This is a genomic window from Croceicoccus bisphenolivorans, from assembly GCF_001634625.1.
In the GTDB taxonomy this organism is placed as follows: domain Bacteria; phylum Pseudomonadota; class Alphaproteobacteria; order Sphingomonadales; family Sphingomonadaceae; genus Croceicoccus; species Croceicoccus bisphenolivorans.
Genome location: NZ_LRSE01000001.1, coordinates 224,189 through 246,103, shown reverse-complemented (window position 1 = coordinate 246,103; position 21,915 = coordinate 224,189). Strand labels below are relative to the sequence as shown.

Genomic DNA, 21,915 nt, shown 5'->3' with positions numbered 1-21,915 from the left:
CTTCCGGCAAAACATAAGATTGGGGAAAGTGAAACATCGCCGTAACGCAGTCGCAATGCCGTCATCAGAGCAAGCCAAGGGCTAGGCAGGATCGAAGGGGTAAAAGGTTCTCGTACCCGTGAAAACGACTGCTCAGGAACCGATTGGTTCCGCGCCTGTCCTGCCGTCATTCGCCGCCAAAGGCGATCCGGTGATGAGCGCAAACGAACTGGTGAAGAGGGGAAGGCGCGACTGGGCGCGGTGGTTGGGTTCGCTCATCTCCATCGCGGTTCTGGTGGCCGCGCTGGCGCAGTGGCGGGACATTGACTATGCCACGCTTGCCGATCTCGTGCCTTCGTCGCCTGCCTTTTGGCTTGCTTTCGTAGTCTATTACCTGCTCGGCCCCGCCAGTGAGTGGCTGATCTTCCGTCGCCTTTGGAAATTGCCGGCAAACGGCATCGTTCCGTTGCTGCGCAAGAAGGTCTCCAACGAACTGATCCTCGGCTATCTGGGTGAGGTCTATTTCTACAGCTGGGCGCGCCGCCATGGGCAGCTGACCGCGGCCCCGTTCGGTGCGATCAAGGATGTCGCCATCCTGTCGGCGATGGCGGGCAACGCGATCACGCTGCTGATGATGGCTGTCGGTTTCCCGCTGTTCTACGGCCTTGCCAGCGGGCTCGATCTTGATCTCAGCCAGCGCACTCTGGGCTTTTCGGTGCTGTTCATGGCGGTCAGCTCGATCCTCGTGCTCGCGCTGCGCCGCCGCGTGCTCAGCCTGCCGAAGGACGAGCTGGTCTTCGTGCTCGCCATGCATACCCTGCGCATCGTGGCGGGCATAGGTGTGCTGGCGTTGATGTGGCATCTTGCGCTGCCGCAAGTCGCCTTGCTGTGGTGGGTGCTGCTGTCGCTGCTGCGCCAGCTTGTCACGCGCTTGCCGTTCGTGGCGAACAAGGAAATCGTCTTTGCCAGCATCGCGATATTTTTCGTCGGCGGTGAAACGACGATCAGCGCCCTGATGGCGCTGGTGGCAGGGCTTGTGCTCGTCGCGCACCTGGTCGTGGCTGCCGGTACGTCGATCTATGCGCTGGTCGAAAAGGAAGGGAACGACGATGCGGATCGTTGATGTCAGTGCGTTCTACGCGCCGCGCGGCGGCGGGGTCAGGACTTATATCGACCGCAAGCTGCAGGCTGCCGGTCGCATGGGGCACGAACTCGTCGCGTTGGTTCCGGGCGAAAGCGACACGATGGAACAGGTCGCGCCTTCGGGGTGGATTCGTTCCTTGCCCAGCCCGACATTCCCGCTCGATCCGCGCTACCGCTATTTCCACAGCGAGCCGCAGCTTCATGCGGCGCTGGATGCACTTGCGCCCGATTTCGTGGAATGCGGCACGCCGTGGAGCAGCGCGGACAAGGTTGCCAACTGGCCGGGCCGCGCGCCGCGCGCGCTGATCATGCATCTCGATGTCTTTGCCACTTATCCCTATCGCTGGCTGGGCAAGGTGATGGACCAGCAATCGATCGATCGCGGGTTCGACTGGTTCTGGCGCAGACTCCGCAGGCTGGGATCGCAATACGATTTCATCGTCTGCGCGAACAACGAACTTGCGACGCGCACGGCGGACGGCGGCGTACCCAACGTGGTGATCCAGCCGATGGGCGTGGAGCCCGGCGTGTTCTCTCCGCAATTGCGCGACATGGCGTTCCGCGCGGAAATGCTGGCCGATTGCGGGCTGGGTGAAGACGCGACGCTGTTCGTGGGCGTGGGCCGCCATTCGCCGGAAAAACGCTGGCCGATGATTGTCGAGGCGGTGACCGCGGTCGGCTATGGCCACGATGTCGGCATGGTCATCATCGGCGAGGGGCGCGATACCCCGCGTATCGAAAAGGCGATCGCGGGCAATCCGCACATCCGCCTGCTGCGGCCCACGCGCGACCGTGCGGCAATGGCGCGCCTGCTGGCAAGCGCGGATTGCATGGTGCACGGTAGCGAGAGTGAGAGCTTCGGTATGGTCGGTGCGGAGGCGCGAGCCAGCGGCCTGCCGATGATCGTGCCCGATCGCGGCGGCATGACGGACCAGGCGGCAGGTGGCGTGGGCTGGAGCTACAAATCCGGCAATCGCGCAGCCCTGACGCGAAGGTTGCGCAAGGTGCTGGATCGGGGCCTCCTCGAACCGACGCGCGTGCGATCGGCACGGGCCGCAGAAGACGTGCGCACGATGGACCGTCATTTCGAAGAGCTGTTCGCGCTCTACGAAACACGATGCCGCCAGCGCCACGCTGCCTGACACGCGCCTCTGCCACTGGTTGTCAAACCAATCATGGCCACCGCGTGACACCAGTATTGCGCCGCGTTGACAGACAATCGACGCCTGCAATGCCGCTGCCGCCGAAATCGCGCGAAACTGCAGCTTTTCCGCCGCATCACCTGCGTAGGAAAGCAACGCATTCGTGGGGGCATCGATGCGCATTCTGGCTCAAAAGCCGCGTCTCGCCTTGCTGGGCGCCGGATCGCTGATTTTCGCAGGGGTCTCGCTGGCCCAGCCACAGCCGGCGCTGCCATCAGCGCAGGCCGGAACGATCGGTGCGAATGAGGCGGATTTTACTGTTCTAACCTATAACGTGAAGGGCTTGCCCTGGCCGGTCGCGAGTGGCCGCCCACAGGCTCTCGCACGTATCGGTGACCGCCTTGCATGGATGCGGCAGCGCGGGACCCAGCCGTCCATCGTCGTCCTGCAGGAAGCGTTCACGCCCGACGCGAAAGCTATCGGCGATCGCGCTGGCTATCGTTATCAGGTGGTGGGCGAAGATCATGTCACGCCCCCTGCCGGAACGATAGACCGTAACTGGATGATCGGCGAAACGCAGGGCAAGCAGATCGACAGCGGTCTGATGATCCTAAGCGACCTGCCGATCGAACAGGTCAGCCGCGCTGCGTTTCCCGAAGATGCCTGCGCCGGATACGACTGCCTTGCAGCCAAGGGCGTGATACTCGTTCGGGTTCGCGTTCCGGGGAAGGGCACTGTCGCGATCGCGACCACGCACCTGAACAGCAAGGGCGCATCGATGGCTCCGGAAGTGGAAACGACGCAGGCCTATGGCAGGCAGGTCGCCTTCCTCGGTTCGTTTCTCGATACCCATTGGGACCGTGCGGAGCCGCTGATCCTTGCCGGTGATTTCAACCTTGGCCAGAGGCCGGAGCGACTGGCGCTGCTGCCGCCGGTGCTGGCGGGCCTCAACGGCGGCGGGCAGCCGGTCGATGCCTTGCGAAACCTCCTTCGGCAAGGTGTGGTGGACGGGCCGAAATCCGGCGATGCGCGCCATGTCGTCGAACGCGCGCGCGACATGCACTATGTATTTCAGGGTAGCGGCGCGGAATACCGCGCGGTCGCCGCCGACATTCCGTTCGGATCGGAGGCGGACGGCGAGCCACTGTCCGACCATTTCGGCTATTCCATCGCCTTCAAACGCATGGGCGGCGCAAGCTGAGCACCACGGGGCAGGTATAACTCTGACATCTGTGTGACGAACCGCAGGCAACTGTCATTTCAGATTCTTCGATCCGCCATCGCCATGCAACGGAGCCGCCCTAGTTGCCCCCACAAACAAATGGGGGTCTTTCATGAAGTACGAATACAAGCTCGTCAGTTCTCTCGCCGCGATTGCCTGCATGACCGGCACTGTGGCCCATGCTGACGAGATCGTCGTCAGCGGTCAGCGCGCCCAGCAGATCCGCGCAATCGATGAAAAGCGCGACGCACTCGGCATCGTCGATGTCGCCTCTGCCGACGAGATCGGCCGTTTGCCAGACCGCAACGTCGCCGAAGTGATCGAACGCCTGCCCGGCGTGGGCGTTCAGTACGATCAGGGTGAGGGCCGCTATGTCGCGATCCGCGGCATACCGTCGGATCTCAACGGATACACGCTGAACGGGTTCGAGATCGGCAACCCCGATGGCGGCACGCGTGCCCTGCCGCTCGACATCATTTCCGGCCAGTTGCTCAGCCGCGTCGAAGTGACGAAAGTGCGTACGCCCGATCTGTCCGGGCAGGGCATCGGCGGCACCGTCAACCTCGTGCCGCAGACGGCATTCGACTTTGCCGAGCCATTTGTCCTGTCGGGCAGCGCGCAAGTGGGCTTTCAGCAGCTGAACAAGGATGACCATCCGGTTCAGGCCGACATCAGCGTCGGCGGCCGGTTCGGCGATGACGAACAGTTCGCCATCCTCATCGGCGGCAGCTATTCCGACCGTACCTTTACCAGCAACGGCCTCTATCCCGATGACTGGTTCCCGGTTGAGGAAGCAGCGCGCGGCGGCATGCCGACGAACATCAAGTATACCGATTACAGCCTCTCGCGAGAGCGGATCGGCCTGTCGGGCTCGCTCGATTTCCGCACCGGCAATACCGAGCTTTACCTGCGCGGGTTCTATTCGCGCTTTACCGAAGACGAATATCGCCAGCGTTTCCGGCTCGATTTTTCAGACGGGGCCGTGTTCGATGCCAACGGCGTGACCGGCATCTCGGACGATACCGAGCAGCGTTCCGACTTGCGCCTGGAATACAAGGAAAAGTCGGTACTGACCGGCATGCTTGGCGGCGAAACGACGTTCGGCGACTGGACGCTGGCTTATGGCGGTGCGCGTACCCATAACGAGGTGATTGAGCCGAACGAAGTCTGGCAATTCCGCGGCAATCCGGGCGACGTGACGTTCGATTTCACCGACCTGCTCTACACGGTGACACCGGTGAACGGCCCGCTGGAACCCGCCGACATGGGTTTCCGCAGCTATGCCGTACAGGACGAGTTCGGTGAGGAAGACATCTGGCAGTTCCGCAGCGACCTTCGCTACGATGGCGATTGGGGCTTTGCCAAGCTGGGCGTGAATGCGCGGTTGGCCGACAAGTCGTTCATCGACGAATCGCTGAGCTACACGCGCAACGCAGCGCCGGATCGCTTCACGCTTGACGGACTTTCCGGCGACAATGTCACGGTCTATCCCGATGCCGACCATGGCTACGTGATCGCGCCGGTCATCGATGCGGACCTGATCCGCGCCTTTACCGAAGCCAACCTGTCGGGCCCGCTGTTCGTGCAGAACGGTTCGCAAATCGGGCCGGACGATGCCGACTTCTCGCTGGAGGAAGATGTCTACGCCGCCTACGCGATGGCCGACTTCGCCTTTTCGGAAAGCGTCGCGCTGACGGCGGGTGTGCGGGTCGAGCATACGAAGCTCGACATCACCGGCTATGTCGACAGTGACGGCACTTTCGTCGAAGTGACCGACAGCAACGACTATACTGACGTGCTGCCCACCGCGATTCTGCGCATCAAGCCGTCCGACGACGTGACCGTACGGCTTGCCTATTCGCGCAGTGTCGGGCGGCCTGCCTATTCCAGCCTTCAGCCCGGCGGCTCGTTCGATGCCGAAGACGAGATCCTGTCGGTCGGCAACCCGAACCTCAAGCCCTATCGCGCCGAATCGCTGGACATGACGTTCGAATACTACTTCGCGCGCGGCGGCCTGCTTTCGGCGGGCGTCTTTGCCAAGTGGATCGACAACCCGATCTTCGGCAGCAGCACCGAAATCAGCGATGCCACGTTCAACGGTGTGACTTACGACACGCTGACGGTGAACCAGCCCGCAAACGCCAGCAGCGGCGAGATCGTCGGTCTGGAACTGGCGTGGCAGCAGCAGTTCACGTTCCTGCCCGGTGCCCTGTCGGGGCTGGGCGCGGCAGCCAATGTCACCGTGACGGACGGCCTGCTTCGCGTTCCGGGGCGTGACAGCACGCAGTTCCCCGAACAGTCCGAACTGCTCTGGGGTGCGCAGCTGTTCTACCAGTACGGCCCGGTGGAGGCATCGCTGGCCTACCATCACACCGGCCGCGCGTTGATCGGCGTTGCCGGCGATCCGATCGACGACCAGTTCAACGACAACCTGCGGCGGCTGGACGCCAAGATTTCGCTGGCCATGGGCGATCACTTCACCGTCTTTGCGCAGGGACAGAACCTGACCGACGAGCCGACCCGCCAGTATCAGGGTTACAACCGCGACTGGGTGATCCAGCGCGAACGTTACGGCCGCGTGTTCTGGGCCGGGGCATCGTTCCAGTGGTAAGGCCCGTTGCAGCCCTTGCCGCCATTCTCGCCGCGTTCGGACCGGTTCCGGGCGCGGCAGAGGATATCCCCGTGACCCTCACGATCCATGCCGATGCGGCGGATCAGGGCGTCGCTTCGGATGGCGAAAACGTCTATGCGATCGACAACAATGTCATCACCCGCATCCGCCTTTCCGATCAGGCGGTGACCGGCGAATGGCGCGGCGATCCGGAGCTGTTTCCCCATCTCAACAGCTGCACGGTCGTCGGTGAAGAGCTGGTCTGTGCAGCGTCGAACTATCCCGCCCTGCCGCAGCTTGGCACGGTGGAGATATTCGATCTTGCGACACTGACGCACAAGTCTTCGGTAAGCCTTGGCGGGCAGCCCGGTTCGCTGACCGTGATGGACCGTCACGATGGAGCGTGGTGGGCGGTTTTCGTCAACTACGACGATCGCGGCACGCCTGTCGGGCGCAACCACCGCGACACGTTTCTTGCGCGGATGGACGACGATTTCCGGATCGACCGCATGTGGGGCATGCCCGACAGCGTTCTCGAACGGCTTGCGCCCAGCAGCGTGTCCGGCGGAAGCTGGGGCGATGACGGCGTCCTGTATCTGAGCGGCCACGACCGGCCCGAACTCTATGCCGTGACCCTTCCCGTGGCGGGCGGTGTTCTGCGCCATGTCGGCACTTATTCCATCGCATCGCGCGGTCAGGCGATCGACATTGATCCGCTGCACCCCGACAAGATCTGGTTCATCGATCGCAAGCAGCGGACTTTGCATTCCGGCAAGCTGCCGCAAGCCGTTGTGGGGATGTCTCGATAGTCCAGTCGTTGCGCTTGCCGCGTCACTTTTGCTGCCGACCGATCAGGGTGCAGAGTCGCGGCGCAAAGATGCGGTTGTCGTGGTGACGGGCGGGAATTGCGAGGCTATTGGGCAACCATGCAGCTTTCGTTCGTCAATCTCGTGGTCTGGATCAATGTCGTCGGCATCTCGGTCTTTGCCGCATCCGGCGCTTTGGCTGCGGCTCGCAAGCGGCTCGATTTCGTGGCGGCGTGGTTCTTTGCGCTGATCACGGCGACGGGAGGCGGAACGCTGCGCGACATTCTGATCGGCGCACCGGTATTCTGGATGTTCGATCCCACACCGGTCATCCTGTGCACAATCGTTGCCGTCCTCGTCTGGGCCGTGCCGCTGCGGTGGTGGCCCGATCGCACGCTGGAATGGCTCGATGCCGGCGGGTTGGCCGCTTTCTCGGTCTACGGCGCGGCAAAGGCGCTGCAGTACGGCATCAATCCGATCCCGGCGGTTGCCGCAGGTGTCACCACTGCCTGCATAGGCGGGATCATTCGCGATATTACCGCCGGTGTTCCCTCGATCCTGCTGAGAGACGAGATTTACGTTACGGCAGCACTGGTGGCCGCGATCCTGTTTGTCGCGTGCACCAGCATCGGGCTACCCGCGCCATGGCCATCGTTTATCGGCGTTGGTTGCGGCTTTGTCTTGCGCGGGATTGCTATCCGCTGGCGTATCGCCCTGCCATTGCATCGCGGGCACTGACGGTCAGATCGGCTGCTGTCCTAAAGGAACGAGACGATGTCCCGTGCCAGCTCGTTAGGTGCCTCGGCGACAAGTTCGTGCCCGAAATCCGTCTGCGGCTCGCCGGGCGAGCAGGCGATGCTGCCGTACTGTTTCCACGTATAGTGCATCGCGCTGTTGCGATGTGATGCCGCGTCCAGCGCCGCGCAAAGATCCTTTTGCATCTCCTCGGTCATCAGCGTGTCCTGAACGCCCCAGATGGCCAGTGTCGGAACGCGCAGGTCCTCAAGGTGCTCTGCCGGTCCATCCACCGGGGTGCGATCGATACCCCAGTATTTCAGGGGGACGCGCGCGGTGCGTTCCGCAGTTTCGCGAAGCACAGCCGGATCGGCAAGGGTAGAGGCGACCCAGCCTTCCAGAAGGCGATGCACGGCAAAGGGGTCGAGGTCGATCGGGCTGAGGTCGAATGCGCCTTGCGGCCATACGATGCCGCGGGTCTGCGCAATGGCGCGGAATGATTTTACAGGTTCGCTATCGGCGATGTCATCGTCGGGATGGAAGGCGGTGATTCCGGCAAGCCCGATGCGCCCCGCCGGACGAGGGCCGGGCGTTGCGACAAGAACCAGCTTGTCGACCAGATCCGGGCGGGCCAGCGCCACACCGCGCGCAACCATGCTGCCCATGGAGTGTCCGACAAGTAACGTCGGGCCGAGATCCATCTCGATAAGGAATGCGATGACATCCTCGACATGCTCTGCATTGGTAATGCAGTGCGAGGGCTGCTGGCGGCAAGTATCGCAATCGGGAAGGGCGGTGCCCAGCGCGCCGCGTTGGTGCAGGGCGAATAGCCTGAGGCTGGGATCAAGCGATGCGATCTGCCGCATCACCGGCGCCCAGGCAAAGCCGGAGTCCGTGAAGCCGTGAAGCAGGACGACGGGTCGGCCTGTTTCCGGCCCCGCCTCGAGATAGCCCATGGCCACACCGGTAGAGAGTTTCCGAACGCGCTGGTGGATTGCCGTCATGCCCGTGTCCCTTCCGGTTCCGTGCCCTCATAAAAAAGAAGCCCGGCACTTCCCACGTGTGTGGAAAGTGCCGGGCCGGCGGCTGTCCCTCGAGGGAGATAGGGCAGCCAGGCGGGGTAGATCAGAAGCGCGCGCCTACACGCACACCGAAGGTACGGGGTTCGCCGTAGTGGGCGAGACCGTAGCTGTTGAAGGTCTGGTCAAACCGTGCGGTCGCATAGGCCTTATCGGTGAAGTTGGTCACGTAACCGGCAATCCAGTAGCTATCCATCAGGTCGACGCGGACGCTGGCATCGTGCACCGTGAAGCCGCCTTCATAGACGATCGGGCTGTTCACGATGTTGAAGTAGCGACCACCGGTGTAGCGACCGTTGTAGCTGGCCGACAGCTTGACGTTGTCGTTCAGGTGAACGCTCTGGGCGAAGCCCCAGCCGCCGGTCCACTTCGGAGCGTTGATCGGACGCTGGGTCTTGAGGTCGTCGCCAACCGAAATGTCGTCGACCGTGAAGTCGGTGTAACCGACGTTCAGGTTGATCGAGCCACCTTCCCAGGGACGGATCGTGCTTTCGACTTCAAAGCCCTTGTTGGTCGCCGGACGGTTGAAGATCGCCGCCGTGACGCCCGAGAAGAAGAACGTCTGGTAGTCGTGGTAGTCGTAGTAATAACCGCCGATGTTCAGCGTCATCATGCGATCGAACAACTGGGTCTTCACACCGGCTTCGTAAGCGTAGATCTTTTCCGGCTTGAAGCTGATCGCGTCGAGCGTGGTTGCACCGTCAGGCGCGGCTACAAACCCGCCGCCCTTCAGGCCCTTGCTCGCGCTGGCATAGACCAGCACGTCGGGGGTCGCCTGGAAGTTCAGGCCGACCTTGCCCGTCCAGTCCGAAGTGCTCTGTTTGAGCGAGAACTGGCCGAGCGTCGACGCCTTGTTTTCGCCGCCGTCGTAACCGAACAGGTTGAGGCAGGCGTCGTCGCGCGTTTCGGTGCAGGCAACGCTGTAGTTGAAGCGCTGCGAGTCCCAGGTGTAGCGCGCGCCGAGCGTCAGGCTCAGGCGGTCGGTCAGGCTGTATTCGCCCTGTGCGAAGATCGCGACCGAACGGGTGCGCAGGCTGTATGCCGAACCGCTGCGGGCACCGGCGGGCGTGTCGGCGTCGAGCGGAAGGCCGGGCGCCGGGCCGAAGTCTGCGACCTGGCAACTTTCCGTGTCGCTGGGCAAGCAGAAGCTGGGCAGGTCATAGAAGACGGTATAGTCGCCGTCGATGTTGAAATAGTAGACGCCCGAGGTCCACCGCAGATCGCCATTGTCCTGCTGCAGGCGCAGTTCCTGGCTGAACTGGTTGGACTTGCCGCTGTCGCCGTAGATTGTCTGGACCAGCGGGGTCGAGTCGGTGTCTTCGCGGTAGTTCACGAAGTAGTGGGAATAGGCGGTAATGCTGTGGAGCATCAGGTCGCCGACTTCCTGGTCATAGGAAAGTGCGGCCGTACGTGCCTTCTTTTCGATCACGCCCGGATCGTCGACCGAACGGGTGTAGGGATCGTTGTTAGGATCGCGATAGCCGTAGTAGTCCTTGCCTGCACCGGTGCCGTAGAAATCTAGATTTTCCGGCAGATAGGTGGGAACTGACGCACCTTCCGGCACATAAGTCGGCGTATTCAGGCCCGCATCTGCGGTGCCGATCTGGTCGAAACCTTCGAGGCGCAGGGTGAGCGTGCTGCCCTCTGCCGGATTGAACTCGATCTGGCCGCGAAGCGCGTCGATGTTGCGCGAAAGCAGGCTCGGCCCTTCGGTATTCTTCACATAGCCGTCGGATTCGAGGTGGTAGAACGCAAGGCGTCCGGCGATCGTGTCGTTGCCCAGGTTCACGAAACCCTGGACCGAGCGGAGGTCGTAGGAGCCGATCGAACCTTCGATTTCACCCGAAGTGCCTGCTTCCGGCTTGTTCGAAAGGAACTGGATCAGACCGCCGGTTGCGTTGCGACCGAACAGCGTGCCCTGCGGGCCGCGCAGAACTTCGGCGCGCTGGATGTCGAACACCGGAAAACCGGCTGCCGCGCCGTTGGCGACATAGACGCCGTCCTGGTAAATGGCGATCGGCTGTTCCTGGTGCTCGGCCGCGTCAGGCTGGCTGACACCGCGGATGGCGAACGACGAAACCGCCGAACCTGCGTTAGGAACCGCGGCAAGGCCGGGGACCAGCTTGGCAAGATCTTCGGGGCGCTGCACGTTGACGTTGGCAAGCGCGGCGGAAGACACGGCCGAAACCGAGATGCCGACCTTCTGGATCGATTCGGCGCGGCGGTTTGCCGTCACCACGATGTCGTTGCCGGTGTCGTATCCGGCTTCGGCCGACGCAGTGTCCTGCGCATCGTCTTGTGCATGCGCAATGGCCGGTGCCACGAGCGCGGCACAGCATGCCGCTGACGAAGCTGCAAATTTCCAGAACAAACTGGAGCTGCGGTGCGTCGAGAAAGTTTCGTTGCTCATGTTGTCACCCCTTCCTTGTTTCCGTCCCTGTCGGTCACGGTAGCCGGCGATTCAATTTTCCGGCCGTACTTTCGCGTAATCGATTACGCTTTTTAAGTTGGTATATGAAGGAGCGATTTCCGTCAACAGATCGGTCAAAAATTCGTCAAACTGCCATATATGCGCTATAAGATATTGAATATACGTCTTAAAATGATCACAGCCTTGGCTGTGCCGGTGGCGCTGATGACGGATAGCGTGACACTTTTGACACTCATGACTTGCATGAGGCTGCGTTTTCACATAATCGATTACACATGACGAAACTCGACCAATCCGCCACTCGGTCCGGCTCCGGAAAGTCTGCCATCGATGCGATCCGATCGGCGGTCCCGACCTTCCTGTCGGTGGCACATGAAGTTCCCGCTCGCGATGCACTTGCTGCCATCTCCGTGGGGCTTTCCGATATTCGGGCCGCTGACAGCCGCTTGCGCAGGTGGGCGCCTGCGCTCGTCCGGCTGTTTCCCGAACTTGCGGGTTCTGGCGGCATTATCGAATCGGCGTTGATACCGCTTGCCGATCCGGGCGCGGTCGCGGGGTGTGCGATCGAAGGTCGGGCCTTCGTAAAGACGGACCACGCACTGCCGGTCGCCGGTTCGATCAAGGCGCGCGGCGGCATCTACGAAGTGCTCGCCTTTGCAGAGCAGGTGGGTGTTGCAAGCGGACTGATGGCAGAGGGCGGTTCGCCCGAAGCTCTGCTGAGCGATGAGGCGCGTGCGATCTTCGCGAACTATCGCGTAGGTGTCGGCAGCACCGGCAATCTCGGCCTCAGCATCGGCGTGATGGCTTCGGCGCTGGGTTTTTCGACCACCGTTCACATGTCGAGCGACGCGAAGGAATGGAAGAAGGAACGCCTGCGCAAGCGCGGGGTCAATGTCGTCGAGCATGAAGGCGACTATGCCGCGGCCGTAGCGGCAGGGCGTGACGAGATGGAGAATGACGCCTCGGCCCACTTCGTCGACGACGAAAACTCTATGGACCTTCTGCTTGGCTATGCGGTTGCGGCGCTGCGTATCGAAAAGCAGCTGACCGATGCCGGTGTGACGGTCGATGCGGAGCATCCCGTTTTCGTTTACCTGCCCTGTGGTGTCGGCGGTGCGCCCGGCGGCATCACGGTCGGCATGAAGCACATCTACGGCGATGCCGTGCACTGCTTCTTCGGAGAGCCGGTGGCTTCTCCGGCCTTCCTCGTCCGGATGAATTCCACGCACTCCGAATCGGTTTACGACTGGGGCCTCGACAATCGCACCGAAGCCGACGGCCTTGCCGTCGCGCAGGCATCAGAGCTTGTCTACGAACTGACGAAAGAGCTGACCGACGGGTTCTATACCGTTGCCGACGACGAACTGTTCGACGTGCTCTACCGGCTTGAGCGGGAAAGCAGCCTTCAGATCGAGCCTTCCTCATCGGCGACATTCCTTGGCCCCGTGCGCATGAGCGAGGCGGACGGGCCGGGCTACATGGCTGATCGGGGCATCGATCCTGCCAAGGTTACACACATATTCTGGACCACGGGCGGGTCCTTCGTTCCCGAAGAGGAATACCGCAAGTTCCATGCCCGCGGCGCCTCGCAACTCGCATCGCAGGAGTAAACGCAACATGCGCAAGTACGGACACTGGATCGACGGTGTTGAGACCACGGCAGCGGACTTCATCGAACGTCGCAGCCCCGGAGACGGCGAGCTGATCGCCGCTTTCGCCGCTGGCACCGCCGACGACATGGCCGCCGCGGTAAAGGCCGCCAGCGATGTGTTCGAAGCGCGGACCTGGGCGGATATGCCGGCGGGTGACCGTTCGAAGATCCTGAACCGTTGGGCCGACCTGATCGAGGCGAACGCCGAACGGCTCGCCCCGATCGAGGCACTCGAATCGGGCAAGCCGATCAAGTATGCGCATGGCGAAATCGGCGGATCGATCGACATGATCCGCTTTGCCGCCAGCCTGGGGCTGACTTCGCGCGGCGATGCGATCACCTCTCTTGGCGAAAACAAGCTGGGTCTCGTGACGCAGGAGCCGCTGGGTGTCGTCGGCATGATCGTGCCGTGGAATTTCCCGATGGTTTGCCTGTTCCAGAAATTGCCTTTCGCGCTGGCAGCCGGTTGTTCGGCGGTGATCAAGCCGTCCGAACTGACGTCAGGCACTGCGCTTGAAGTCGCAAAGCTCGCCGCAGAGGCCGGCATTCCCGATGGCGTCATCAACGTGGTGACCGGCGCCGGTGACGTCGTCGGCGAAGCGCTGGTGCGCGATCCGCGCGTACGACTGGTCTCATTCACCGGTTCGACCCGGGTTGGCAGCCAGATCGGCGCCAAGGTGGGTGAGCGGATCGGCCGCGTCGCTCTGGAACTGGGCGGCAAGGGCGCGAACGTCGTGTTTGCCGATGCCGATATCGAAGCGGCTGTCGACGGGGTGCTGTTCGGCCTCCTGCTCAACATGGGCGAGGAATGCGCGCAGGGCGCGCGCCTGATCATCGAAAAGTCTATCGCCGAAAGCTTCGTCGAGGAACTTTGCCGCCGCTCGGAGAAAGTCCGCGTCCGTCATCCGATGGATCCGGAAGGCGATGTGGGCGCGCTGATCCACGAAGGCCATCTGGAAAGCGTCTTGCGCCATATCGAACGGGCGAAGGAAGACGGCGCAAAGATCGCCATCGGCGGTACGCGGTTGACCGAAGGCGATCTCGCCAACGGTTTCTACATCGGCACAACCGTCGTCACCGACGTGAAGCCCGACATGAGTATCTTCCGCGAGGAAGTCTTCGGCCCGGTCCTCACCGTCACCACGTTCGAAACGCTGGATGAAGCGGTCGCGCTGGCCAACGACACCGAATACGGCCTCGCCAACGGTGTCTGGAGCAAGAACATCGACACGCTGCACCTGGTAGCCCGACGGCTGCGCAGCGGCACCGTCTACGCCAACACCTACTTCGAGACTTCGCCGCACATGCCGTTCGGCGGGTACGGCAACAGCGGCGTGGGTCGCGAACTGGGGCTTAGGGCGCTGGATGAATTTGTCGAATACAAATCGACATTCCTGCGGATCGGCGAACGCCCTCATAACTATCCGCACACACTATAAGAAAAAAGGGAGGTTAGGATGCGCCGTTCACGGTCGACAAGTGCTGCAAGAGTTTCGACAACTGCCGTGTTCTTCGTGAACGGCATGGTTCTGGCGCTGTTCTTTTCGAACATCCCGCTGTTCATGGAAAAGCTGGCCCTGAACGAAGCTGAGCTTGGCACTGCGCTCAGCGTTCAGGGTTTCGGCACGGTGGTGGCCGTGGTGGTCGGCGGTATGATCGCCAGCCGCGTCGGCACGCGCATGACGATGCTGGCCGGCGCGCTTATGGTCGCGGTGGCGACACAGGTCCTGACTTCGGTCGATACATTCTGGACTTTCGCTGTTGCGGTTGTCGCGCTGGGTGCCGTGAACTGCTTCATCGACGTTTCGATGAACACCCATGCCTCTTTGGTGGAGCGTGACTGGCGCGCGGAAATCATGCCCTCGTTCCATGCCGCCTATAACTTTGGCGGTGTGGCCGGCGCGTCGCTGGCAAGCTTCCTGATCGGCCGTTACAACAGCGTCAGCCCGTCGATGTCCGTTGCCGGCGCGATCATGGTTGCGGCGATCGTCCTTGGCTGGCGTTTCCTTGGCAACTTGCACTGCGAAGCGGAGGAAGGCGAAGGCGGCGATACCCGCAAGGGCTTGCTGACCGCTTTCCGTAACCCGACGATCCTGATCCTTGCCGGTTTCGTGATCCTCGCGCTTTTCACTGAAAACGCGATGAACGGTTGGAGCTCGGTCTATCTGAAGGAAGAAGTCAACGCGAGCGCTGCGGATTCGGCCAATGCCTTTGCCGCGTTCCAGTTTGCCCTCGCCATCGGTCGCCTGATCGGCGGCCCGCTCATCCGCCGCCTTGGCGCGCGGCGGGTCATCTTCCTTGGCGGGCTTGTCGCGTCTGCCGGTATTCTGGGCGTCGTTTTCATCGGCGGCTATGTCGCGGCGCTGATCGGCTTCGGTGCTGTGGGCCTTGGCCTTGCGAACTGCATCCCGATGTTCTTCACCCGCGCGGCTGCGGCCATGCCGTCGGCGCCGGCCATGGGCATCGCGCTGGTCAACACGATCGGTTATCTCGGCTATGTTGGCGGCCCGCTCGTGCTGGGCCTGGTGGCCAGCGTGGCCGGCCTGAAGATCGCGATCATGCTGATCATGGTGTCGATGCTGGCCATCGCCATGAGCGGCCGGGTGCTCGAAAACATCAAGTCGTCGGCGCAGATTGCGGGCGACGTGCGTCTGACCTGACGTCATTTTCTTGCGAGGATTCTATCGATGAAGGACATTTGGGGTAGAACGATCGGAACCGAATACGACTACATCGTGGTCGGTTCCGGTTCTGCCGGCAGCGTGATGGCCGGGCGTCTGGCCGAAGACGGGGGGAGCCGCGTGCTCCTGCTGGAAGCGGGGCCGAAGGACAACCACTTCTTCATCCGCATGCCCGCCGCGCTGGCCTTTCCACTGCAGTCGGAACGCTTCAACTGGCGTTTGATGTCCGAACCGGAGCCCGGCCTGAACGACCGGGTTATCGAAGAGGCGCGGGGCAAGGTACTGGGCGGTTCATCCTCGATCAACGGGATGAACTGGGTCCGCGGCAACCCGTGGGACTACGACAACTGGGCGGCTCTCGGTAACGAGGGGTGGTCCTATTCCGAAATTCTTCCTTACTTCAAGAAGTCGGAAAGCTACGATCGCGGTCCCAACGCCTATCGCGGCGGCAATGGCCCGATGCTTGTCGAGACGTGCGGCGCGAAGGGTGAACTCTACGGTGCATTTCTGGAGGCAGGGCAGGAATACGGCCTGCCCTATGTCGAGGATGCCAACGGTTACCGTCAGGAAGGCGTGCACATCACGCAGCGCAATGTCGGCAAGGGCATCCGCTGGAGCACGTCGCAAGGGTACATCCATGCACCCGGTCGCCGCGAAAACCTGCACGTCGTGGCAGGTGCCTTTGCCGAGAAGATCGAATTTGAAGGCAAGCGCGGGGTGCGCCTGACGGGTACTTGCGGGCGGGAGTCATTCTCCGTCGGCATCGCGGGCGAAGTGATCGTTTGCGGCGGCGCGATGCACTCCCCGACCCTGCTGCAGCATTCGGGCGTGGGCAACGCCCGCGATCTTGAAGCGCTCGGCATTTCCGTCGTGCAGGATCTGCCCGGCGTGGGCGAGGGGCTGAAAGACCACCTTGCCGCACCCGTCACTTACGAGGCGCCTGCCGAATATTCTGTGGCCAAGGATTTCAACCTGCTGGGCCGCGCCAACCTTGGCCTGCAATGGTTCCTTGCCAAGCGCGGGCCGGGTGCCGGCAACTTCTTCGAAGTCGGCGTGTTCACCCGCAGCACGCCGGACGTGAAGGTGCCCGATCTGCAGTTCGAATTTATCCCGTTCCTTGGCGAGTTCCAGCACGGCAAGGTCTCGCTTGGCGCGGGCTTCCAGTATTTCTTCAGCCTGATGCGGCCGACCAGCACGGGGCGGGTGTGGATCGATTCCGCCGATCCCAAGTCGCGTCCGCGTTTCCAGTTCAACTATCTGACGACCGAGGAGGACCGCGAAACGGCGATCCGCGCGGTCAGAATCATTCGCGAAATCGTCGGTCAACCTGCATGGTCGGGCTGCCGAGGCGACGAGGTGCTGCCGGGTTCGCAGATCGAGACGGACGAGCAGATCCTCGCCTACCTGCGCGAGAATGCGGGCACGAACTATCACCCGTGCTGCACCTGCCGCATGGGCGATGACGACATGGCCGTAGTGGATGCGCAAGCGAGAGTGCACGGCTTGCAGAACGTGCGCGTCGTCGATGCATCGATCATGCCGGAGATCGTCAGCGGCAACCTGAATGCACCGGTGATCATGATGGCGGAAAAGGTCGCCGACATGGTCCGGGGAAGGGCGCCCCTTCCATCAGAAGCGCCGGGCTATTACATGGAAGCATGAATTCCCGGCATCGGGCCGTGATCGTTTTATCGGAGTAGTTACAGAGGAATGGCGAACCAGAAGTCTGTCCGCAGCAAGCGCAAAACGGGAAACAAGCCCGCGCGCCCGCGGATGGCAGATGTGGGAAAGCTGGCCGGTGTTTCCGCTTGCACCGTCTCGCGTGCGTTCAATTCGCCCGAGACGGTGCGCCCGCAGATTCTGGAAAAGGTGCACAAGGCCGCCAAGGAACTGAACTACTCCCTTAACCCCGCGGCAAAGGCGCTGCGCCTGCAGCAAACGCATATTTTCGGCGTGATCATTCCCACGCTGAACCACGCCATGTTTGCCGAACTGGTGAACAGCTTTCAATCGACTTTGAGTGAAAGCGGTTACGCGCCCGTGATCATCACGACCGGGTTCGACAACCGCAACATCTTCGATCACATCCGCGCCATCGTCGAACGCGGGGCCGAAGGGTTGCTGATGGTCGGCAGGGTGGAAGATCCGCGCGTTCGCGAGTTCATCGAACGGTCGCACTTGCCGGTCGTTACGACTTATTCCTACCTCGAAGATGAGAGCATCCCTTCGATCGGTTTCGACAATTACCAGTCCGCCCGGCAGTCGGTCGATTACCTGCTGGCACTGGGCCATACCAAGATCGCGATGATCGCGGGCCCGTCGCAAGGCAACGATCGCCAGCAGTCGCGTATCCAGGCGTTCCGCGACGCGCGCGAGATGGCCGGTATCAAGGAGGAGTGGCCGGTCGTCGAGAATGCGTACGACAGTGCCTATGCCTCCGGCGCGAACGTGATGCACAGCCTGCTGGTTTCTCATCCGGACCTTACCGCGGTGGTGTGCAGTTCCGATACTTTCGCCATCGGTGCATTGCAGGAAGCCAAGCGCATGGGACTGCGAGTGCCGGAGGATGTGTCGATCATCGGGCACGATGACTTCGAACTTGCGCAGCTGCTGGATCCTGCACTCAGCACCGTAAAGGTTCCCGCTGCTGAAATGGGCAAGCGCTGTGCAGAAGCGCTGCTGAACGCCAAGGTTGGCAATAATCCGATCGTTTCGCGCAAGCTCAATGCCAGCCTGATCCTGCGCGATTCGGCTGCCCCTCCCAAGACGAAGACCAAAGCCGCCTGACGCGAAACCGGTGGACGGTTTCGCAAGGGCGCAATTGCCCCCTTGCACTCCATTACGTAATCGATTACGAAACAGGCCATCAACAAGAGTTCGCCTGTTCAAGGAGCAAAACAGATGTCGCTGCCCACGTATTCCGGGATCATCACCGTTCTCACCACGCCTTTCGACGCTAATAACGTAATCGATTATGATGTCCTTGGCCGTCACATCGACTGGCTGATCGAAAACGGCGTCACCTCCATTCTGCAGGGCGGTTCGACCGGCGAATACTACGCCATGACCATGGAAGAACGCCGCGAAGCGCTTGCGTTCGTGGCTAAGCACGTTGCCGGCCGCGCACAGCTGATCGCCGGAACCAACGCCATGCGTCCCGACGACACCCTTGAGCTCAACGACTACGTCAAGGACCTCGGTTACGAAGCCGTCATGCTTGCAGCGCCGCCGTACGCAGCGCCGAGCGCGGAAGAGCTAGCCGCCCACTTCCGCCGCATCGCAGCCGCGACCGATCTCGGCATCATCCTCTACAACATGCCTTCGCGTACCGCCGTGGACATGGGCCCTGACTTCCTCGATGGCGTGCGCGGCATCGACAACATCCACGCGATCAAGGAATCGAGCGGTTCCATGTCGCGTCACTACGAGCATGTCGTGAACTATCCGCACCTGCAGCGTGTTTGCGGCATGGACGATCAGGCTCTCGACATCTTCCTGTGGGGTGCGAAGAGCTGGATTGCCGGTGCCTCCAACTTCCTGCCCGCAGAGCATGTCGCCCTGTGGAAGGCCGCTGTCGAGAAGCGTGACATCCTGCTCGGCCTGAAGATCATGCAGGGCATGATGCCACTGATCTATCTCCTCGAAAACGGTGGCAAGTACATCCAGTACGTCAAGTACGGCACCGAACTCGCCGGTTTCGACGTCGGCCCGATGCGCGCTCCGATGGGTGGCCTGACCGACGCCGAGAAGACGCACTTCGAGAAGCTCTACGACGATGTGAAGGCTCTCGATCTCGCGGCCCTGGTCGCCTGATCGCGCCACGCGGAGACAGACAATGAACGACCTGACAAAGGTGGACTTCGACAAGGCGGCGCGCGCTCTTTCCTATGAAACGCGCGCATTCATCGACGGCAAGTTCGTCAATGCGCTTTCGGGCAAGACCTTCGCCACCATCAACCCGGCGACGGGCAAGGAACTGGGCCAGATCGCGGAATGCGACGCGGCCGATGTGGAACTGGCCGTTGCGGCCGCGCGCCGGGCTTTCGAGTCCGGTTCGTGGTCGCGCGCCGAACCGCGCCATCGCAAGCAGGTTCTGCTGAAGCTGGCGGACCTGATGGAGCAGCACGGCGAGGAACTGGCCCTGCTGGAATCGCTCGATAACGGCAAGGCGATCAGCGACGCCCGTTCGGTCGACGTGCCGGATTCGATCGCAACCCTGCGCTGGCACGCCGAAATGGCGGACAAGATCTTCGATCAGGTCCAGCCCACCGGTTTCGACCAGGTCGGCATGATCGTGCGCGAAGCCATCGGTGTCGTCGGCGCGGTGCTGCCGTGGAACTTCCCGATCTTCGTCGCCATCTGGAAGCTGGCGCCTGCGCTGGCCGGTGGCAACTCGGTCGTGGTGAAGCCCGCCGAACTGACTTCGCTGACCCTGCTGCGCATTGCCCAGCTGGCTGCCGAAGCCGGCATTCCCGACGGCGTACTCAACGTCCTGCCGGGCATGGGTGAAACAGCCGGTCAGGCTATCGGTCGCCACATGGACGTCGATTGCGTCAGCTTCACCGGTTCGGGCGAAGTCGGCCGCTACTTCCTGAAGTATTCGGCTGAATCGAATCTCAAGCGCGTTGTTCTCGAACTGGGCGGCAAGAGCCCGGCGATCGTGCTTGACGACGTTACCGATCTGCAGGGCATTGCCGATCAGGTCGCTGCCGGTTTCCTCTTCAACAAGGGTGAAAACTGCTCGGCCGGTTCGCGCCTCATCATCGACCGGAAGGTCAAGGACCAGTTCCTCGATGTTCTGCTGCCGACGGTCGAATCGTGGAAGGTCGGCGATCCGCTCGATCCGGAAACGCAGATCGGTGCGATGGTCGAAGAAGCGCACATGAACAAGGTACTCGGCTATATCGACGGTGCGGCGGGTGACGGTTTCAAGCCGCTGCTGGCCGGTGGCCGTACGCTGGAGGAAACCGGCGGCTTCTTCGTGAAGCCCGCTGTGTTCGACGGCGTTCCCAACGATGCCACGCTGGCGCGTGAGGAAGTGTTCGGCCCGGTTCTGGCCGTCATCCCCGTCGACGGGGTGGACGAAGCGGTCAAGGTTGCCAACGACACGCCCTATGGCCTTGCTTCGGCGCTTTACACCGATGACCTGCACCGCGCACACCGCGTGGCAAAGTCGATCCGTGCGGGTACCGTTTCGGTCAACTGCTTCTCCGAAGGCGACTTCGCATCGCCCTTCGGCGGGTTCAAGCAGTCGGGCTTCGGCGGACGCGACAAGGGCGTTGCCGCGCACGATCAGTACCTGGAAACCAAGACGATCTGGATCCAGACCCGCTAAGGGACCAGACAGGTTTTCCATCGAGTCAGGACGAGGGAAAGGAATACAGATGCAACTGCGCCGGATGGTCAATGTCGTGGGCGTTCATACCTGTGGCGAACGCAACGACGTGATCACCGGCGGAGTGGCTGACGTTCCCGGCGCAAGCGTTTTCGAGAAGATGCAGTTCCTCGAAACGCAGAGTGACGATCTGCGCAAGTTCCTGCTGCAGGAACCGCGCGGATCGGTCACGCAGTGCGTCAACCTCGTCCTGCCTGCCTGCCATCCCGAGGCCGACATCGGCTTCGTGATTATGGAATCCGATTTCTACGTGCCGATGTCGGGCAGCAACACCATCTGCACCGTCACGGCCATTCTTGAAACCGGTATCCTGCCGATGCAGGAACCGGTCACAGAATTCACGCTGGAAGCACCGGGCGGCCTTGTCCGCATCAAGGCCGAATGCCGCGACGGCAAGTGCGTGAACGTGCGTTTTGAAAACGTCGCCTCGTTCGTTTTCGGGCTGGACGTCCCGGTCGATGTGCCGGGGCTGGGCCAGATCAAGGTCGATGTCGCCTATGGCGGCATGATCTACGCCGTTGTCGATGCCGCCGAACTGGGCTTCAAACTCGTGCCCGAAGAAGCGGCGCAACTGGTGGAGGTGGGGGAACGGATCAAGCGCGCCGCCGCTGTGCAGGCGCCTGCCGTGCACCCCGAAAACCCCGGCATCCACACGATCAACCAGACACTGTTCGCCAATCCGCTGACACAGACCGAAGAGGGCTGGGAAGGCAGCAACGCCGTTATCGTGTCGCCGGGGCGGCTAGACCGTTCGCCCTGCGGTACGGGTACGAGCGCGCGGCTTGCGGTGCTGGCGGAACGGGGCCTGATCGAACCGGGGCAGAAACTGCGCCATCGTGGCATTCTTGGCACCGAATACATCGGCGAACATGTCGGCTGGGTCGATATCGGGGGTAAGCGCGGCATTCGCCCTGCGATTACAGGTTCGGCATGGATTACCGGCTTTCACCAGTATGTCCTCGACGGGACGGATCCTTTGCCCACCGGTTACCGGCTCAACGACCTGTGGCGCGATTAGGCTTGCGCTGATCAAGCGGTCT

At 62.1% G+C, this 21,915-nt stretch carries 16 protein-coding genes; 14 read left to right on the top strand and 2 right to left on the bottom strand.

Annotated elements, in window-relative coordinates; genetic code table 11:
- Nucleotides 1-118 precede the first annotated feature (118 nt).
- From A7A77_RS01165 to A7A77_RS01140, 6 genes are all read left to right on the top strand, one after another.
- Nucleotides 119-1,102 carry a hypothetical protein gene (locus A7A77_RS01165; protein WP_082835809.1) on the top strand — a complete coding sequence of 328 codons (984 nt, stop codon included), beginning with the start codon at nt 119-121 and terminating at the stop codon, nt 1,100-1,102.
- Nucleotides 1,089-2,264, top strand: a complete 1,176-nt coding sequence (locus A7A77_RS01160; RefSeq protein ID WP_066552341.1) for a glycosyltransferase — start codon at nt 1,089-1,091, stop codon at nt 2,262-2,264. Before A7A77_RS01165 ends, A7A77_RS01160 begins: the two co-directional genes overlap by 14 nt.
- A gap of 175 nt (nt 2,265-2,439) precedes the next feature.
- Nucleotides 2,440-3,465: an endonuclease/exonuclease/phosphatase family protein gene (locus A7A77_RS01155; RefSeq protein WP_066552550.1), complete on the top strand. Its 1,026-nt coding sequence runs from the start codon at nt 2,440-2,442 to the stop codon at nt 3,463-3,465.
- A gap of 133 nt (nt 3,466-3,598) precedes the next feature.
- The gene (locus tag A7A77_RS01150; RefSeq protein ID WP_066552339.1) at nt 3,599-6,097 is read left to right on the top strand and encodes a TonB-dependent receptor; all 2,499 of its coding nucleotides are present in this window, start codon (nt 3,599-3,601) and stop codon (nt 6,095-6,097) included.
- Nucleotides 6,091-6,906 (top strand): hypothetical protein, encoded by an 816-nt coding sequence (locus tag A7A77_RS01145; RefSeq protein ID WP_066552337.1) that lies wholly within the window; start codon nt 6,091-6,093, stop codon nt 6,904-6,906. Before A7A77_RS01150 ends, A7A77_RS01145 begins: the two co-directional genes overlap by 7 nt.
- A gap of 117 nt (nt 6,907-7,023) precedes the next feature.
- Nucleotides 7,024-7,641 (top strand): trimeric intracellular cation channel family protein, encoded by a 618-nt coding sequence (locus tag A7A77_RS01140; RefSeq protein WP_066552336.1) that lies wholly within the window; start codon nt 7,024-7,026, stop codon nt 7,639-7,641.
- Between the two features lie 20 nt (nt 7,642-7,661).
- Here A7A77_RS01140 and A7A77_RS01135 read toward each other — a convergent pair whose 3' ends face one another.
- Together A7A77_RS01135 and A7A77_RS01130 are read right to left on the bottom strand one after the other, a co-directional pair.
- Entirely contained in the window at nt 7,662-8,642 is a 981-nt protein-coding gene (locus A7A77_RS01135) for an alpha/beta fold hydrolase (protein ID WP_066552335.1), read from the bottom strand.
- Nucleotides 8,643-8,763: 121 nt separating this feature from the next.
- Nucleotides 8,764-11,127, bottom strand: coding sequence for a TonB-dependent receptor (locus A7A77_RS01130; RefSeq protein WP_082835807.1), 2,364 nt, complete (start codon nt 11,125-11,127; stop codon nt 8,764-8,766).
- 296 nt (nt 11,128-11,423) lie between these two features.
- Here A7A77_RS01130 and A7A77_RS01125 point away from each other — a divergent pair, with 296 nt between their 5' ends.
- The 8 genes from A7A77_RS01125 (at nt 11,424) to A7A77_RS01090 (ending at nt 21,893) form a co-directional block, all read left to right on the top strand.
- Nucleotides 11,424-12,758 (top strand): D-serine ammonia-lyase, encoded by a 1,335-nt coding sequence (locus A7A77_RS01125; RefSeq protein ID WP_066552331.1) that lies wholly within the window; start codon nt 11,424-11,426, stop codon nt 12,756-12,758.
- A gap of 7 nt (nt 12,759-12,765) precedes the next feature.
- Entirely contained in the window at nt 12,766-14,238 is a 1,473-nt protein-coding gene (locus A7A77_RS01120) for an aldehyde dehydrogenase family protein (protein WP_066552329.1), read from the top strand.
- A gap of 18 nt (nt 14,239-14,256) precedes the next feature.
- Entirely contained in the window at nt 14,257-15,459 is a 1,203-nt protein-coding gene (locus A7A77_RS01115) for an MFS transporter (protein WP_082835806.1), read from the top strand.
- 27 nt (nt 15,460-15,486) lie between these two features.
- Nucleotides 15,487-17,142 carry a choline dehydrogenase gene (locus A7A77_RS01110; RefSeq protein ID WP_066552327.1) on the top strand — a complete coding sequence of 552 codons (1,656 nt, stop codon included), beginning with the start codon at nt 15,487-15,489 and terminating at the stop codon, nt 17,140-17,142.
- A gap of 111 nt (nt 17,143-17,253) precedes the next feature.
- Nucleotides 17,254-18,267: a LacI family DNA-binding transcriptional regulator gene (locus A7A77_RS01105; RefSeq protein ID WP_172799808.1), complete on the top strand. Its 1,014-nt coding sequence runs from the start codon at nt 17,254-17,256 to the stop codon at nt 18,265-18,267.
- Between the two features lie 114 nt (nt 18,268-18,381).
- Nucleotides 18,382-19,293: a dihydrodipicolinate synthase family protein gene (locus A7A77_RS01100; RefSeq protein ID WP_066552324.1), complete on the top strand. Its 912-nt coding sequence runs from the start codon at nt 18,382-18,384 to the stop codon at nt 19,291-19,293.
- Nucleotides 19,294-19,315: 22 nt separating this feature from the next.
- A complete protein-coding gene (locus A7A77_RS01095) occupies nt 19,316-20,815 on the top strand; it encodes an aldehyde dehydrogenase (protein WP_066552323.1) in 1,500 nt (499 codons plus the stop codon).
- Nucleotides 20,816-20,864: 49 nt separating this feature from the next.
- Nucleotides 20,865-21,893: a proline racemase family protein gene (locus tag A7A77_RS01090; protein ID WP_066552322.1), complete on the top strand. Its 1,029-nt coding sequence runs from the start codon at nt 20,865-20,867 to the stop codon at nt 21,891-21,893.
- The last annotated feature ends 22 nt before the right edge of the window (nt 21,894-21,915 follow it).

Coding starts and splice junctions, on each gene's coding strand:
- A7A77_RS01160 (WP_066552341.1), top strand. CDS start 1,089: ATGCGGATCGTTGATGTCAGTGCGTTCTACGCGCCGCGCGGCGGCGGG.
- A7A77_RS01155 (WP_066552550.1), top strand. CDS start 2,440: ATGCGCATTCTGGCTCAAAAGCCGCGTCTCGCCTTGCTGGGCGCCGGA.
- A7A77_RS01150 (WP_066552339.1), top strand. CDS start 3,599: ATGAAGTACGAATACAAGCTCGTCAGTTCTCTCGCCGCGATTGCCTGC.
- A7A77_RS01140 (WP_066552336.1), top strand. CDS start 7,024: ATGCAGCTTTCGTTCGTCAATCTCGTGGTCTGGATCAATGTCGTCGGC.
- A7A77_RS01135 (WP_066552335.1), bottom strand. CDS start 8,642: ATGACGGCAATCCACCAGCGCGTTCGGAAACTCTCTACCGGTGTGGCC.
- A7A77_RS01130 (WP_082835807.1), bottom strand. CDS start 11,127: ATGAGCAACGAAACTTTCTCGACGCACCGCAGCTCCAGTTTGTTCTGG.
- A7A77_RS01125 (WP_066552331.1), top strand. CDS start 11,424: ATGACGAAACTCGACCAATCCGCCACTCGGTCCGGCTCCGGAAAGTCT.
- A7A77_RS01120 (WP_066552329.1), top strand. CDS start 12,766: ATGCGCAAGTACGGACACTGGATCGACGGTGTTGAGACCACGGCAGCG.
- A7A77_RS01115 (WP_082835806.1), top strand. CDS start 14,257: ATGCGCCGTTCACGGTCGACAAGTGCTGCAAGAGTTTCGACAACTGCC.
- A7A77_RS01110 (WP_066552327.1), top strand. CDS start 15,487: ATGAAGGACATTTGGGGTAGAACGATCGGAACCGAATACGACTACATC.
- A7A77_RS01105 (WP_172799808.1), top strand. CDS start 17,254: ATGGCAGATGTGGGAAAGCTGGCCGGTGTTTCCGCTTGCACCGTCTCG.
- A7A77_RS01100 (WP_066552324.1), top strand. CDS start 18,382: ATGTCGCTGCCCACGTATTCCGGGATCATCACCGTTCTCACCACGCCT.
- A7A77_RS01095 (WP_066552323.1), top strand. CDS start 19,316: ATGAACGACCTGACAAAGGTGGACTTCGACAAGGCGGCGCGCGCTCTT.
- A7A77_RS01090 (WP_066552322.1), top strand. CDS start 20,865: ATGCAACTGCGCCGGATGGTCAATGTCGTGGGCGTTCATACCTGTGGC.